Source organism: Thermomicrobium sp. (genome assembly GCF_053493975.1).
The window spans coordinates 26,428-42,425 of record NZ_JBRBZA010000067.1 but is presented as its reverse complement, the minus strand read 5'-3'; the positions used below and the strand labels follow the sequence as shown (position 1 = coordinate 42,425).

Here is a 15,998-nt window from a genome sequence, read left to right as displayed (position 1 = left end):
TCCCCAGCGGAGCCATCTTCCCTCTCGGGTTCGGTCGGACCCGCGCAACTGATCCGGCGACCCTGTCACCGAGGATGGTGCTGACTCAGCCTGCTCCCAGTGGCTCCTGCGGCGCTCGGCCGCCGCACCGGTACGAGACACGCTGTACTCCTGCTGGCCACCAGTGCTCGGGGAGAGAAAGCGCTCGCAGCGCTGACTGTCCGCCAGCGCTGCGAGCGCTCCGCCTCTTCGGTCAAGTGCGGCGTCGTCACTCGGCCGCCTTCAGTGCCTCGCTGAAGACGTCCAGGAATGCATCGGCTTGTTCCTGCGTGATGACGAGCGGTGGGATGACGCGGATCACCTGATCGTGCTCGCCAGCTGTGATGAGGAGCGTCCGGAGCTCCTGCGCCCGCTTGACCACCCGCTTGACCGCTTCCGGATTGGGGGCCCGATCGGGCTTGACCAGCTCGACGCCGATCATCAGGCCGAGCCCGCGCACCTCACCGATCACCGGGAACTCCTGCTGGAGCTCGCGGAGCTGCGCCATGAGATACCCGCCGATGCGTGCTGCGTTTTCTGGCAGCTTCTCCTCGCGCATCACTTCGAAGGTCGCCACACCGGCCGCACAGGCGACGGCATTGCCACCATAGGTACCGCCATGCGCCCCCGGCTCCCAGCGATCCATCAGTTCCTTGTTCGCCACCACCGCGGCCAGCGGGAGGCCGGAAGCGATCCCCTTGGCGACCGTGACGATATCCGGCACGATCTCGAAGTGCTCGAAGGCCCACATCTTTCCCGTCCGGCCGACCCCCGTCTGGATCTCGTCGACGATGAGCAGGATACCGTACCGGTCGCAGATGGCCCGCAGATTCTGGAGGAACCGCTTGGGAGGAAGGACGTAGCCGCCCTCGCCGAGCATCGGCTCCACGATGATGGCTGCGACGTCGTCCGGCATCACCATGGTCTGGAACAGGCGCTCCAGTTCCGCGATGCAGACGAGATCGACATCCTCGGCCGGGACGTTGTACGGGTTCCGGAACGGGTACGGATACGGAGCATAGTAGATCGAGGGGACCAGCGGCTCGTAGTGGCCACGCACCTTGACCCGCGAGGTGGTCAAGGCCATCGCGAGATGCGTCCGACCGTGGAAGGCGCCGCGGAACGCGATGATGGCCGGACGCCCGGTGGCCGCCTTGGCCAGCTTGACCGCGCCCTCGACCGCTTCAGCCCCGGAGTTGGTGAAGAAGACTTGGTTCAGGGTGGGTGGCATCGTCGCGGTGATGAGTTGGGAGAGTTGCAGCATCGGTTCGTGGATCAGGATGTTCGCCTGGGCATGGATGATCTTGCCCGCCTGTTCGCGGATCGCCGCCACCACGCGTGGGTGGCAGTGCCCGGTGTTGACGACCGCGATCCCCGAGGTGAAGTCCATCCAACGCTGGCCCTCGATATCCCAGACGTAGATCCCTTCGGCTCGGTCGACGACGACCGATGAGTAGCGCGTCAGGACACGCGGCAAGATCTGCAGCGGATCGACTTCGAGTCGCATCGGTCAACCCCTTTCCTCTTCGTCCCTATCCATCCCAGCCTTCCTCACCAGCGGTTCAAGAGCGCCGTCAGGAAAGCCGTCCGTTCGATCAGTCCCGCAATGCTGACCTGCTCGTGCTCGGCGTGGGCGCCGTCACCAGGGCAACCCAACCCATCCAGCGTCGGCAGGCCGAGCGCAGCCGTGAAGTTGCCGTCGCTCGCTCCACCGGTCGCTGCCTCACCGATCTCCAGCCCCAACTCCTGTGCGATCGCGCGTGCCCGCTCGAATGCGCGAGCGATCGCCGGTGTCCGCTCCATCGGCGGGCGATTCATCCCACCATGCACCTGCACGATCGCTCCGCGAAGCCAGGGGCGTGTTCCCAATATAGCCGCGGTCACCCGCTCGGCTTCCTCCTGCGTCACCACGCGGAGGTCGACCTGTGCCCATGCCTCGGCAGCGATCACATTGGAGCGCGTTCCACCACCGACGACTCCCACGTTGACGGTCGTCCCGCGCGTCGGATCGCTCAAGCTGTGGAGGTAGGTGATCTGGTTGGCCAACTCCTGGATCGCGCTGACCCCCCGCTCGGGGTCAGCACCGGCATGGGCTGCACGCCCCGTGACCCGCACCGTGAAGATCCCGACACCCTTCCGTGCCGTCTTGAGCGCCCCACCCGGTGCTGGCGGTTCCAAGCAGAAAACGACTGCACAACGCCGAGCCTCGTCCTCGATCAGCGGTCGCGAGACAGGACTGCCGACTTCCTCCTCGGTATTGATCAACCAGCGGATCGGCCGGTGCGCCAGCTGTCGCTCCTGGAGAAAGCGCATCGCCTCCAGGAACATCGCGATGCTCGCCTTCATGTCGTAGATCCCCGGGCCGAAGGCGAGGTCTCCTTCGATCCGGAAGGGGCGTCGCTCCAGCGTCCCGACCGGCCAGACGGTGTCCAGATGGGTGAGCACGAGCACCGGCTCAGCAGAGGCATCCCCCTGCGCTGGCCAACTGGCGATCGTGAGATCACCATACTCCCGCTGTGGGTATTCCTCGATCGCCGCTCCGAGTTGCCGTGCCCGCGAACGAACGTACGCGACGAGACGATCGACAGCTGCCTTGTCAGTACTGGGTGACTCCAGCTCGACCAGGGTCCGGAGTTCGGCGAGGAGCGCTTCGCGCCTGGGCAGGACGTCAGCGATCGAGATCCTCATCGGTAAGCTCCTGCTCCTCCCAGACCTCTTCTTCACCATGCTCCGGTTCGGGACGCACGCGGCCCGCTGCTGGCGGGCGCGGCTGACTGAAGTGGCGCAGATTCACTTCGAGATCGACGTAGTAGTCAGCGAGTTCCATCAATTCCACAGCCGTGTTGCGTGGGGCAGAAGCGATTTCCACTCGGCGGCCCAGGCGCTGCACTGTCTCCACCAAGTAGCAGTAATCACCGTCGCCCGTCACCAGGACGATCACGTCGACGTGTGGCGCCTGCAGCAACACGTCCACCGCCATCTCCAAATCGAGGTCTCCGCGCAGAGCCCCGTCGCTCCCACGCCGCAGCGTCCGAGTGACCACCCGGAACCCATTACGGCGTAGCCAGGTGAGGAACGGCACCGCGCTCGACTCCTCGCCAGCCAGGGTCACGTACGCGTAGGCACAGACCAGCCGTCGCCCCGCGACGAGGAATTCCAAGAGTCGGGCATAATCGATCCGTACCCCGAGATCTCGTGCGACGAAATAGAGGTTGGACATATCGAAAAAGACTGCGACACGATCGATCTGGTTCGGCAAGACCATCGAAACGACCCCCTCGTACCGTCAATCCAGCGAGCACGCGAATCATGGCCGAACAGTGATGATGGGGAGATCGACCATCGTCACCAGCCCCGGGGCATGGGTTACTACCCGCGGCACCGCATTGAGGGCGATCGCGGTCGTTGCCCGATCGCCCTGGAGACCCCCGGGAATGACCAGTTCCAACGGGGTCGTCCCCTCGAGGAGCACACGATCATAGGCTGGATCGGCATCGAGATACATGCGCAGGTGCAACGTGATCCGTTCTTCACCCTCGACGAAGGCACGGCCGAGTTGGTCGACACCGCATACCCGTCCGGGCTCTACCGTGAAGTAGCGCGTCTCGATCCGACGCTCAGCGATCACCGGTTCGATTCGCTCCTCGTAGCGCTCGATCCGCCAGCCGAGCCCCGCGGCGATGAGGTAGGCCGATTCGCGCAGCCCCACGTGCCGCACCGATCCGGCCGCGACCAATTGCTGGAACTCCTCGACCGTCTTGCCTGACCCGATCTTTTCCTGCAACGGTTTGCGCCGCGTCGATGCGTTTTGGATCCGCTCCACTCGTACCGCGGTCACCTGCTGGGCGACACCTGAGAAAAAGAGCGGAAGCGTGTCCATCACATAACCGGGATTGACACCGGTACCGAGCACCGTGACCCCGTACTCGCGGGCCAGTCCGTCGAGCCGCGCGGCCAATTCCGGATGGCCAGCAGCAGGAAAGGACAGTTCCTCGCACGTGGAAACGACGTTGCAACCAGCTCTGACGATCGATTCGAGTTGCGGGAAGACCCGATCCAGATAGGATCCAGTGGTATGCAAGACGCAATCGGGTCGCGTCTCGGCCAAGACTGCTTCCGCATCGGCCCGAACGAGGACACCGACCGGCTCCGCGAGGCCGAGCAACTCGCCGACATCGCGACCGACCTTCGCTGGATCGATATCGATGGCACCCACCAGCTCGTACGATCGGCGCTCGAGAGCGAGTCGCGCCAGCTCTTGGCCGATCGGCCCCATCCCGTACTGCACGACCCGGTAGACTCGCTCGCTCACAGCCTGTCCCCCTCGCTCGTCACCGACCCTCAGGATTCTCCTGGCTTGCGGCGTTCCCGCTCCTTCAGCTGGCGGTAATACTTTTTCGGCTTGGGCAGCGGCCGTTCCTCCTCTTGGGCGCGAGCAGCTGCCGCCTGGGCAGCTTGCTGGACGAGCTGTTCTTCGAGCACCGCCAGATCGTCGTAGATGACGATATTGCTGTTGGCCTGGGGCGTTCGCATCAGCCGCCGTACCAGCTCGAGGAGCGAACGCACCTGTGCTTGGTCGCCACCAGCGCGCTGGGCCGTCGCCAGTACGCTGTCGACGAGCGCGAGCGTCTCGGGCCGTGCCCGGTTCTCCACCAGCCGCTGGCGGATGCGCTGCAACGCATCGGTCAGGTACATCCGCCGCTCCTCTCTTCCGGCGGGCTCACCGCGAGCCCGCTCTCCCATCAGCCTACACCGGTCATCTCGTCTCGACCATGCCGGTCGCCGCGCTGCTCACAGTATCTGCCACCGGCTGCCGCTGTGCAAGCTCGGCAGCTCTGATGGCCACGAAAGGGGAGCACTCGTGCCGAAACCAATCCGGTTCTACACTCGAGCGTACCCTCTCCTCGCTCGATCCGCGCTCCCCGTGCCGAGCGGATGCGGTGATCGTCCGACCACCCACCCACGCTCTCGCTTCCCAACCTAGCGCTGGGAGTCTCTTCATGCTTTACTTGTCAGCTGGTCGCGATGTGAGGTGCGTGCATGGTCCAACCGAGCCGACCAGTCGACCTGCTCGACCGCTTTCTCGGCAGCCTCCTCGGTATGGCGATCGGTGATGCGCTCGGTATGCCGGTCGTGGGCCTCTCCAGCGATGCGATCGCGGCTCGGTACGGTTGGCTCGACTGCTTCCTTCCGCTCCTCGCCGAGGACGGCACGATCGAGGTTCCAGCCGGTACCTTCACCGAGGACACGGAACTGGCGCTCTGCCTCGTGGAGAGCATGATCGGTCAGAGTGGTTACCTCGATATCAGCGCAGCTGGGTACCGCTTCGTGCGACTGCTCGAGGGACCCAGCAGTCGCTTTCTCGACGAACCGACTCGGCGAGCCCTGGCGAGTGCTCGCGAGCGCGGTGACTTCCAAAGCGGCATCGCGGGGCCCGAGACCGCAACCGGTAGTGCAGCTGCGCGGGCTGCATCGATCGGACTGCTCCATGCACTCTGCCGTTTCAACCCCGAGCTCTTCGTCCGCGACGTGCTGCGTGCGACACTGATCACGCATGCGGAACTGGAAGTCGTGAACGGTGCGCTCGCCGTCGCCTACGCCGTTCTGCTCCTGACACAGGGGGCGACACCGCCTGAGGTGCTCAGCGACGAGGTCGCTCGTTTCATCGACGAGGACGCGGTCGCTCGTCGCTTGCGCACGGTCGCCTCTCTCGCGCTCCCGACCGATCCTCAGGAGGCAGCCAGGCGCCTCGCTACCCTCGGTACATCCGCTCGGGTCGACGAGGTGGTCGCGACTGCCTTCGCAGCCTTCGCGGCGGCACCGGACGACTTTCTCCGGGCTGTCAGTATCGCCGTCAATGCCGGTGGAGCGACCGATACCCGCGGAGCGATCACCGGTGCGCTCGCCGGCGCGGCGCTCGGGGTCCAAGCGCTTCCGCCGGCACTCGTGGATGGACTCGAGGGACGGCCCTACGTCGAGATGGCAGCCCGCGCGCTGTTTTCCGCTGCCCAGCAGCGGGCTGGCCGCTTCCTTCGGCTTTTGGCCCGGTGAGCCGATGCTGAGCGCGGTCATCTTCGACCTCGATGGGGTCTTGATCGATTCCGAAGCGCTCCAGCTCGCCGCCTGGGAGCGGTACGTTGCCCAGTTCGCGCAGCGCCTCCCTCGCGAGCTGCTCCCGCGCCTTTTCGGCCGGCGCCTGGCTGATGCGGCGCGCATCATCGTGGCCGAGCTCGCTCTGCCGGTCTCTCCTGAGCGAGCAGCGCAGGAGCGCGACGCATTGTTTCTCGCCTCCCTACCCGGAAACGTCCGCCCGATGCCGGGCGCCCACGATCTCATCGCTGCACTCCAGGCACGCGGCATACCGCTCGGGCTGGCGACCAGCGGGCACCAGCGCTACGTCCGTCTCGTACTCGCCGAACTGGGACTCGACGATGCTTTCAGCGTCTTCGTGACCGGCGATGACGTGGCGCGCGGCAAACCTGCCCCCGACTGCTACCTACTCGCCGCAGCGCGCCTGGGAGCCCCACCCGGATCGTGTGTGGCGATCGAGGACGCTCCGCTTGGGGTCGCGGCTGCTCGTGCCGCCGGACTGCACTGCTTGGCCGTTCCCAACGACCATACTCGGCATCTCGACGGTTTCGCGGCCGCCGATGCGATCCTTCCAGGGCTCGACGCCGTGCTGCCCTGGTTGGAAGCGAACGGCTGGCTGGAACCCTGAGGGGGTCGAACCACGGTCCATCGCGCTGTCCATCCCGTGTCCCTGCCCGAGATGGAGAAGCGCATCGGAGGAACGATCGGTCGAGAGGCATCATCGCGGCCTGGCAAGCACCGGACGCCGTACTCGCCTTTCACCCGTACCGAGTACGGCGTCCAAGGAGACTGGGATGGAGCGAATCTCGGTCGCCGAGCGACCACCCCTCAGGACGGCTCGGCGACGCGATTGAAGACGACGAGCCGCAACTCCGTCATATCTTCGATCGCGTAGCGGAGTCCCTCGCGGCTGAGCCCCGAGTCCTTGACGCCGCCGTACGGCATGTGGTCGATCCGGAAAGTCGGGATGTCGTTGATGATCACCCCGCCGACTTCCAGCACTTCGAAGGCTCGCAGCGCGTGCTCGAGACTGCTAGTGAACACCCCTGCCTGCAAGCCATAGGCCGAGTCGTTCACCTCGGCGAGCGCCTGCTCGAAGTCGTCGAACGGGAACAGCACGACCAGCGGCGCGAACGCCTCGCGGCTGCAGACCGGGTGCCACTTGGGCGCATCGACGAGCACGGTAGGTTGGAAGAAGCGCCCCTCGGCTTTGCCACCGACGAGCACCTTGGCTCCTTCAGCGACTGCCGACTCGACCCAATCTTGCGTGCGGCGAGCCGCCTTGTCGTCGATCATCGGGCCGAGATCGGTCGCTTCGTCGAGCGGATCGCCCATTTTGATCTTCTTGACTTCCTCGATGAACCGCTCCACGAACTCGTCCCACCGGGCACGGTGGACGAACACGCGTTGGACCGAGATGCACACCTGTCCAGCGTAGGCGAACGCACCGGTGCGGATCCGCGGAATCGCCACGTCCAGATTGGCCGTCCGGTCGACGATGACGCCCGCGTTCCCACCCAGTTCCAAGACCACCTTCTTTTTGCCCGCTCGCGCCTTGAGATCCCAACCGACATCCGGCGAGCCAGTGAAGGTGAGGAGCTTGAAGCGCTCGTCGGTGACCAACCGATCCCCCACCGTGCGGTCCATCGGCATGATGCTGACCGCTCCCTTGGGGACGCCTGCCTCGTCGAGGAGCTCAGCAAAGGTGAGCATGGTCAAGGGATCGCGGCTCGGCGGCTTGAGCACGATCGTGTTGCCCGAGGCGAGCGCTGGTGCGATCTTGTGCAGTGCCAGGTTGAGTGGAAAGTTGAACGGGGAGATTCCAGCGATCGGACCGATCGGGAAACGGCGCGTGAAACCGAAACGCCCCTGGCTGTAGGCCATGAGGTCGAGCGGGATCACCTCACCGCCGATCCGTTTCGCCTCCTCGGCTGCCGTCGTCAGGGTGAAGATACCGCGCTGGACTTCGACCCGTGCATCCCGGATCGGCTTGCCGGCCTCCTGCGCGATCAAGCGCGCGAACTCTTCTTGACGCCGGCGCAGTCCCTCAGCGAGCCGCAACAGCATCTCGGCCCGCTCGTAACTCTGCAGTCGCCGGGTGACCTCGAAGGCACGCTGGGCGGCCGTCACCGCGTCCTCGAAGTCCTGCGCGGTCGCGTTGAACGTCACCCCAACCAACTCGTCGTTGTACGGATTACGGATCTCCAGCCGCTGCGGCGAAGTCCGCCACTCGCCAGCGCAATAGAACGGGTACTCGCGCGCCATCGTCTCGCTCCTCCCATGCCGCTGTCTACTGCTGCGACCGCTCCGGCAGCGAAGGCCATGCCTCGGTGACCAGGAGCAACCTACCCGCTCCTACTGTATCCGAACACAGCACCATCAGCACTGGTTCGCGTCCGGATCCTGCGGCAGCGCCATCTTGACCGGGTCGAGAATCTCATCCGCCTCCTCGGGCGAGAGCACTCCTTCCTCGACGACCACCTCGCGCACGGTCTTACCGGTCTCCCACGCCTTCTTGGCGATCTCCGCCGCCCGCAGGTAGCCGATCCGCGGCGTCAAGATCGTCGCCAGCGCGATGCTGCCGTGCGCGAGCTCCGCCAGCCGCTTCTCGTTGGCCTGGATCCCTTCGACGCAGCGCGTCCGGAAAACGTCCAGCGCATTGGTCAGAATATCGGTCGCCCAGAGCAGGTTGTACACGATGAGCGGCGTCCAGACGTTCAGATCGAGCTGCCCGGAGAGGACACCGAGCGAGACCGCATGATCGTACCCGACCACTTGGAAGGCGACCATATTGACCATCTCGGCGATCGACGGGTTCACTTTGCCGGGCATGATGGAGGAACCGGGCTGGACTGGTGGCAGGATGATCTCGCCCAACCCCGCACGTGGCCCCGAGCCCAGCAACCGGATATCGCTGGCGATCCGGATCACTTCGAGAGCAGCGTTGCGGATGGCGCCCGAGAGGTGCGCGAAGTCGGCATGACTCTGGGTGATCTCGAACGTGTTCCGAGCTGGGCGCAGGGGAAAACCGGTGATGCGGCTCAGTTCTTCCGCCACCTGCGCGCGATACCCGGGGAAGGCGTTGATCCCGGTTCCCAGTGCCGTCGCTCCCAGATTGATCTCGGTGAGCGCGAGGCGCGCTTCAGCGATCCGGTCGGCTGCTCGCCGCAGGGCCGCCCCGTATCCGGTGAACTCGTCGCCCAAGCGGATCGGCACCGCATCCTGCAGGTGCGTCCGGCCGGTTTTGGTCAGATTCCCGAACTCGTGCGCCTTCTGGCAGAACGCATCGGCCAGCTGGCGGAACGCCTCGATCAGCTTCGGAGTGGCTCGCAGCAAGGCCAGACGGCCCGCGGTCGGGATGACGTCGTTCGACGATTGACCCAGATTGACGTGATCGTTGGGGTGCACTGGCTTGTACTCGCCGCGCCGGCCGCCGAGGATTTCGTTCGCCCGATTGGCGATGACCTCGTTCGTGTTCATGTTGTGCGATGTCCCGGCACCCGCCTGATAGGGATCGACCACGAAGTGCTCGTGCCAGAGGCCATCGATGATTTCCTGCGCGGCCTGTTCGATCGCGCGTGCCTGTTCGTCGGTCAGGCGGCCAGCACGATGGTTCACGCGAGCCGCAGCGAGCTTGACTTGCGCGGTCGCCACGATGAGGTCCGGATGCGGGCGTAGGCCACTGATCGGGAAGTTGCGTACCGCCCGGGCGGTCTGCGCGCCATAGAGCGCCTCGGCCGGCACCTCGACTTCGCCGAGCGAATCGCGTTCGATCCGTACCGTCTCGATCGCCATCGTTCCCTGCCTCCCATCCCTACTCCTGCTCGGAGCCCAGTCCACCATCCGCTTCCCACCAGCTCGGCCGCTGCGAGCCGATCGCCGCGAGTTCCGTCTTGACGTAGATGAGTCCTTCGCGGTCCAGCACCGACTGCTCGTATTCCCCGCTCATGGTGATCGCATCGACCGGACACACCTGGGCACAGAGCCCGCAGAACATGCAGCGACCAGCGCGCAGGATGAACTCGCCGAGCTCCCGGTCACCCTCCTCCGAGGGGACGACGTGCATCTCCAGGCAGCTCGTCGGACAAATGCGGGCGCACAGCCCACAGGCGACACAGAGCGCTTCGCCGGTCTCGGGATCGGAGCGCAGCGCCGGCAAACCGCGGAAGCGCGGTGCCGGCTCCCGTTTCTCTTCGGGATATTGGATCGTCACTGGCCGCTGGAAGAAGTGCCGCAGCGTGACCAGAAAGCCGCGTATGTCCTGCAAGACCATCGTGTGCCTCCTCGGGCGATCGCGGTCAGGGCGTTCGGAAGGCGATCCGGCCGCGCAGCGGCTCGCGGTCCAGCCGCAGCCAGGCATCGCTGAGCGCGATCCCGCTGCCCAACCAGACCGCCCACCCGCCGCCCGGCACGTTCTGACCGATGCGCAGCGTCTGGCGCGCTCGCTCGCCGGGCGCTGCCGGCCAGGCGATGGGCCCGCGCTCGAGCCGCGGGAACGTGATGCCGCGGTAGATCGGCACAGCACGGGCGATCTCTTGAAAGAGCTGCACCGCATGGCGCGTGTTCCAGTGATAGCCGAGCCGGCGCGCCAACTCTTGGACAAGCTGCCAACTCGGACGCGCCTCCCCCGGCGGATCGACCGCGCGGCGCAGCCGCTGCACTACTCGATCGGCGGTCGTCATCGTCCCGTCCTGCTCGAGGAACATCGTGACCGGGAGCACGACGTGCGCTCGCTCGATCAGCGGGCTGGGGAAACTCTCTTCCACGATCAGCACCTCGAGCCGATCGAGCGCAGCCAAGAACCGCTCATCGAGCGCTGGAGCGTACGCGTGCGAGTTCGCCGCTACATACAGCGCACGGACCTCACCGCGCTCGATCGCTGCCACCAGTTCCGCGTAGCCCCACCCTGCTCCGCTCGGGAACTCGGCCGAGCCGCTCCCATTGCCACCCGTCTCGGCCCAAAGGGCTGCCAAGTCCTGCCGCATCGCCGCGTCCTCCGGCGAGCGATACCCCGGTAGCCAGTCTGGATGGCAACCCATGTCCAGCGCACCTTGAGCATTCGCCGGACCGCGGAACGCGACCACGCCCGCACCAGCTCGTCCGATATTGCCGGTGAGCAGTGCCAGATCGTTGGCCAGCAGGGCCGCCGCAGCGATATCGCCGTGCTGCGCGTGAGCGAGCGTGTGCTGGATCTGGCTCGGTGGATAGGGGGAAGCATCCTCGCCAGCTCCACCGGTCGCATACAACACGGCGGCACGCTCCAACGCCGCCACGCTCACTCCGGCTGCCTCGGCCGCCGCGACCGGATCGATCGCGTCGAGAGAGGCCATGAACGCGCTCAGTCCTGTCGCCCCTTCGACTGGGCGAGCCAATCCGCGGTCGCGGATCACGCGGGCCATCGCCGCCAGGACCATTGCCTCCGTTCCCGGGCGAATGCGCAACCACACATCAGCCCGGTGGAAAAGCGGGAACTCGTCGGCGCTCACGACGACCAGCGCTGTTTCGCGGTAGAGTCGTGCCCACGAATGCCAGTAGCTCGCGACGGGGGCATGCTGACCGATATTCGGTCCCACGACCAAGAGACATCCGGTATCGGTGAAGACTTCCTGGATCGAGTTGGTGCTCACCGGCAGTCCGAACGACGCAGTGAGCGCGGCATCGACCGCCCGCTGCGCCGGGGAGACCAGCGTGTCCACGTGCGGCGAACGCATCACCTGGCGAGCGAACCGCTGCAGCAGGTAGAGATCTTCGTTCGTTCGATCGGGCGACGCCAAGAGCGCGAACGCCGTACCGCGATACGGTCGCAGCAACTCGGCAGCACGGTCGAGGGCTGCGGCGAGCTCGACCGGAACGAGTTCGTCACCCTCGCGTACCAACGCGTTTTCCAACCGCGCTGGGTGTTGCACCTGCTCGTATCCCCATTTGCCGCGCACGCAGGTGTAGCCATAGTTGACGCCGCGCTCCCAGAGGTGGGTGATCCGGCGTACTAGACCACGGTTGTGCTCGACATTCAGCGTGCAGCCCACATCGCAGAAACCGCAGATCGTCTCCGTCGCGTCCAGTTCCCAGGGATGATGCGCGAAGCGCCGGTCAGTCAGCGCCCCCACCGGGCAGACCGCGATGCACATGCCGCAGGACGTGCACGTGGTGCGGGTCAGATCGATATTCCACGCACTGCCGATTTCGCCCTCGAGGCCACGGCCCAGTACTTCGATCGCCGTGACCCCGATCATCTCGTCACAGACGCGGGTACAACGCGCGCAGAGAATGCAACGCTCCCACTTGTAGTCGATGTACTCGCTCAAATGCTTGTAGGGGCGTGCCAGCTTGGGACGTCGGAAGGGGTTCGTGTGGACGTTGTGATAATAGGTGTTGTCTTGGAGATAACATTCGCCGGACTTATCGCAGGTCGGGCAATCGAGCGCGTGGTCGATGAGATAGAGCTGCAGGACGAACCGCCGCGCCTCCTCGCACGCCGGCGATTTCGTGGCGATCTCCATCCCATCGCGCACCTGTGCGGCGCAGGACTCGACCAGCCCACCGCGACGACCCAGGATTTCCACGGTGCAGATCCGGCAAGAGCCCCAAGGTCGAAGCAGCGGTTGATAACAGAGGTTCGGTACCTCGATACCGACCATCCGGCAGGCCTCCAGGATGGTCAGGCCTTCCGGCACAGTGTACTGCTGTCCGTCGATCGTGACGGTGACGAGGCGGCTTTCGGTGATCACGGTCATGCGACTGGCCCCTCTCGGATACAGGAGAACAGGCCGAACCCGGCCTCTTTCAGCTTCACCTTCCCTGATCTTACCACCGCACGAGGCTGCTCCCCGGATCGCAGCCGCTCACCGGCCGTCGCTCGCTCTGCTCGGCGACGAGCCATGCTCCGATCCAGCCAAGGAGCGTGGGGAGGCACGGATCGAGTCCACACCTGCCGAGAGCCGAGTCGCTCCTCGCGCGACGGGTCTGCTCGCTCGAGAGGACAACAGCCGGGGGCCGCCAGGATGCTATACTCGCGGCCGAGAGCGGGATGGAGGGATCGGTGGAATTCGAAACGGTCATCGGGCTGGAAGTCCACGCCCAGCTCTTGACCCGGTCGAAAATGTTCTGCGGGTGCTCAGCCGACTACGCTGGCGCGTCACCGAATACCCACGTCTGCCCGGTTTGCCTTGGGCTCCCCGGCTCCTTGCCGGTGATCAATCGACGAGCCGTCGAAATGACCGTGATGACCGGCCTCGCCCTCGGTTGCCGCATCCCGCCCTACAGCAAGTTCGACCGCAAGAACTACATGTATCCCGATCTTCCCAAGGGCTACCAGATTTCGCAGTACGACCTACCGCTCTGTGTCGATGGCGCGTTGGAATTCCTGGTCAACGGTGAGCGGCGCCGTGTCCGCATTCGCCGCGTGCACCTGGAAGAAGACACGGCACGCTTGGTCCATCGCACGGTCGCGGGCGAAAGCTACAGCCTCGTCGACATGAATCGCTCGGGCGTTCCGCTCATCGAGATCGTCACCGAACCGGACTTGCGCTCTCCCGAGGAAGCGCGTCTGTTTCTGCAAGCACTGCGCCAGGTTCTCCGCTACCTCGGTGTCTCGACCGGCAACATGGAAGAAGGGGCTTTCCGCTGCGACGCCAACATCTCGCAACGGACCGCGGATGGCCAGCAGCAATGGCCCAAGGCAGAGATCAAGAACTTGAACAGCTTCCGCTCGGTCGAACGCGCGTTGGCGTACGAAGAACAGCGCCAGCGGGCAGCGATCCGCCGTGGCGAGCGTCTCGTCCAGGAGACACGGGGCTGGCTGGAGGACCAAGGGATCACGGTCACCCAGCGCGCGAAGGAGTATCCGGACGACTACCGCTACTTTCCCGAACCGGACCTCCCGCCGATCTTTCTCACTGAGGACGATCTGGCGCGTCTCCGTGCGGCCATGCCTGAACTGCCGCTCGCTCGTTGGGAGCGATTCCAGGTCGAGTATGGGCTCGGCCCGCAGGAAGCAGCACTGCTGACCGAGGAACGCACGGTCGCCGACTTCTTCGAGGCGTGCGTCGCCGAAGACCGCACGCTGGCACGCGAGGCCGCGAACTGGATCACTGGCGAGCTGTTCGCGTTGATGCGCGAGCGTGGCTGCGGTATCTCCGAGGTCGGGGTCCAACCACGCCAGTTGCGACAGCTCATCGAACTGGTTCAACGCGGAACCATCAGTACGCTCACCGCCAAGGAACTTTTGGGGGCGATCAGCGAGACCGGTACCGATCCGGAGGTGCTCGTCGCCGAGCGCGGGCTCGCCCAGGTGAGCGACGAGGCCCAGCTCCGCGCGATCGTCCAGCGCGTCCTCGCCGAAAATCCGAAAGCGGTCGCCGATTATCGCAAAGGGAAAACGGCGGCGATCGGCTTCTTGCTCGGCCAGGTCAATCGCGCGCTCGCCGGTCGCGCCAATCCGGCCGTGGCTCGTCGACTGTTGGAAGAGGCGCTCCAGCAACCGGTCGAGTGACCTCGCCTTGCCCCCTCGTCGCGGCGGTGAGCCGCAAAGCGCTTCACCTGCGCGCCAGCGCAGGTGCGGTGATCGATTGGCGCGTCGAAGATGGGGGCAGAGGATGGTACTCACCACACCAGAACATAGCTTGTACGCGATCGCGGTCGAGCAGTTCAACCAAGCAGCCGATCTCATCGGCTTGGAAGACGAACTTCGCCAGATTCTCAGCACGTGCAAGCGTGAACTGACTGTCAACTTCCCGGTCGAGATGGACGACGGATCGATCAAAGTCTTCACTGGCTATCGCGTCCATCATAATCTCGCTGCGGGACCAGCCAAGGGTGGGATCCGCTATCACCCGAACGTGACCCTCGACGAGGTCAAAGCGCTCGCCATGTGGATGACTTGGAAATGCGCGATCATGGGTCTCCCGTTCGGTGGTGGGAAAGGCGGGGTCCGCGTCGATCCGAAGCTCCTGTCCCCCGGCGAACTCCAGAATCTCACGCGCCGGTACACGACGGAGATCTCGATCCTGCTCGGACCCCATCAGGATATCCCAGCACCGGACGTCAACACGAACCCGCAAATCATGGCCTGGATCATGGACACCTACAGCATGCACCGTCACGGGGGCGTCAGCGTGCCCGCAGTCGTGACCGGCAAGCCGCCGATCCTCGGTGGTTCGGCCGGTCGTCTGGAGGCGACCGGTCGGGGCGTCGTCTTCGCGATCGAAGAAGCAGCGAAGACCTACGCGATCGACTTGACCCAAGCACGTGTCGTGATCCAGGGTTTCGGCAATGCCGGCTCGACCGCTGCCCGTTTGCTCTACGAGCTGGGGAGTCGGATCATCGCTGTCTCCGACTCGCGCGGCGGCATCTACAACCCGAACGGACTCGACATCCCAGCGGTCTTCGCGTACAAGCAGCAGACCGGCTCGGTCGTCGGCTACCCGGAAGCTGAAAGGGTCACGAATGAGGAATTACTCGAGCTCCCATGCGACATCCTGATCCCGGCTGCGTTGGAGGAGCAAATCACCGAACGAAACGCTGCGCGGATCCGCGCCCGGCTCATCGCCGAGGCCGCGAACGGTCCGACCACGCCAGAAGCGGATCGGATCCTTTTCGATCGCGGCATCATCGTGCTGCCGGACATCTATGCCAATGCCGGGGGCGTGACTGTCTCGTATTTCGAGTGGGTCCAAGGGCTCCAGCACTTCTACTGGACCGAAGAGGAAGTGAACAGCCGCCTCCGTACGATCATGACGCGCGCCTTCCAAGCGATCCATGCCACCGCCGAACGGTATCATGTCCAGCTCCGCACGGCCGCGCTCGCACTCGCTGTCCAGCGCGTCGCCGAGATCACGCGGTTGCGCGGTATCTACCCGTGACGCTTTTCCATGAGCCAGCTGGCACCTCAG

Annotated in this window: 13 protein-coding genes; 4 read left to right on the top strand and 9 right to left on the bottom strand. The window is 65.1% G+C overall.

What is annotated here, in order from left to right; genetic code table 11:
• Window positions 1-247: 247 nt before the first annotated feature.
• The 5 genes from ACWIVK_RS10965 to ACWIVK_RS10945 are packed head-to-tail and all read right to left on the bottom strand — an operon-like array spanning window position 248 to window position 4,713.
• Entirely contained in the window at window positions 248-1,525 is a 1,278-nt protein-coding gene (locus tag ACWIVK_RS10965; protein ID WP_448576736.1) for an aspartate aminotransferase family protein, read from the bottom strand.
• A gap of 44 nt (window positions 1,526-1,569) precedes the next feature.
• On the bottom strand, window positions 1,570-2,706 hold the full coding sequence (locus ACWIVK_RS10960) for a M20 family metallopeptidase (protein ID WP_448576734.1): 1,137 nt from the start codon (window positions 2,704-2,706) through the stop codon (window positions 1,570-1,572).
• Window positions 2,687-3,283 (bottom strand): LabA-like NYN domain-containing protein, encoded by a 597-nt coding sequence (locus ACWIVK_RS10955; RefSeq protein WP_448576733.1) that lies wholly within the window; start codon window positions 3,281-3,283, stop codon window positions 2,687-2,689. The genes ACWIVK_RS10960 and ACWIVK_RS10955 overlap by 20 nt, the downstream gene beginning before the upstream one ends.
• A gap of 42 nt (window positions 3,284-3,325) precedes the next feature.
• On the bottom strand, window positions 3,326-4,330 hold the full coding sequence (locus ACWIVK_RS10950; protein ID WP_448576731.1) for an NAD(P)H-dependent amine dehydrogenase family protein: 1,005 nt from the start codon (window positions 4,328-4,330) through the stop codon (window positions 3,326-3,328).
• A 29-nt stretch (window positions 4,331-4,359) separates the two neighbouring features.
• On the bottom strand, window positions 4,360-4,713 hold the full coding sequence (locus ACWIVK_RS10945) for a hypothetical protein (RefSeq protein ID WP_448576730.1): 354 nt from the start codon (window positions 4,711-4,713) through the stop codon (window positions 4,360-4,362).
• A gap of 345 nt (window positions 4,714-5,058) precedes the next feature.
• Here ACWIVK_RS10945 and ACWIVK_RS10940 point away from each other — a divergent pair, with 345 nt between their 5' ends.
• Window positions 5,059-6,069, top strand: coding sequence for an ADP-ribosylglycohydrolase family protein (locus tag ACWIVK_RS10940; protein ID WP_448576728.1), 1,011 nt, complete (start codon window positions 5,059-5,061; stop codon window positions 6,067-6,069).
• 4 nt (window positions 6,070-6,073) lie between these two features.
• Window positions 6,074-6,736 (top strand): HAD family hydrolase, encoded by a 663-nt coding sequence (locus ACWIVK_RS10935; protein WP_448576727.1) that lies wholly within the window; start codon window positions 6,074-6,076, stop codon window positions 6,734-6,736.
• A 200-nt stretch (window positions 6,737-6,936) separates the two neighbouring features.
• Here the strand turns inward: ACWIVK_RS10935 and ACWIVK_RS10930 are convergent, their stop codons facing one another.
• From ACWIVK_RS10930 to ACWIVK_RS10915, 4 genes are all read right to left on the bottom strand, one after another.
• Window positions 6,937-8,373 carry an aldehyde dehydrogenase family protein gene (locus tag ACWIVK_RS10930; protein ID WP_448576726.1) on the bottom strand — a complete coding sequence of 479 codons (1,437 nt, stop codon included), beginning with the start codon at window positions 8,371-8,373 and terminating at the stop codon, window positions 6,937-6,939.
• A 114-nt stretch (window positions 8,374-8,487) separates the two neighbouring features.
• Window positions 8,488-9,903, bottom strand: coding sequence for an aspartate ammonia-lyase (locus ACWIVK_RS10925; protein ID WP_448576725.1), 1,416 nt, complete (start codon window positions 9,901-9,903; stop codon window positions 8,488-8,490).
• Between the two features lie 19 nt (window positions 9,904-9,922).
• A complete protein-coding gene (locus tag ACWIVK_RS10920) occupies window positions 9,923-10,381 on the bottom strand; it encodes a NuoI/complex I 23 kDa subunit family protein (protein WP_448576724.1) in 459 nt (152 codons plus the stop codon).
• Between the two features lie 25 nt (window positions 10,382-10,406).
• Window positions 10,407-12,842: a molybdopterin-dependent oxidoreductase gene (locus ACWIVK_RS10915; protein ID WP_448576723.1), complete on the bottom strand. Its 2,436-nt coding sequence runs from the start codon at window positions 12,840-12,842 to the stop codon at window positions 10,407-10,409.
• Window positions 12,843-13,147: 305 nt separating this feature from the next.
• Here ACWIVK_RS10915 and gatB point away from each other — a divergent pair, with 305 nt between their 5' ends.
• A complete protein-coding gene (gatB, locus tag ACWIVK_RS10910; protein ID WP_448576722.1) occupies window positions 13,148-14,599 on the top strand; it encodes an Asp-tRNA(Asn)/Glu-tRNA(Gln) amidotransferase subunit GatB in 1,452 nt (483 codons plus the stop codon).
• Window positions 14,600-14,702: 103 nt separating this feature from the next.
• Entirely contained in the window at window positions 14,703-15,968 is a 1,266-nt protein-coding gene (locus ACWIVK_RS10905; RefSeq protein ID WP_448576721.1) for a Glu/Leu/Phe/Val family dehydrogenase, read from the top strand.
• Window positions 15,969-15,998 lie beyond the last annotated feature (30 nt).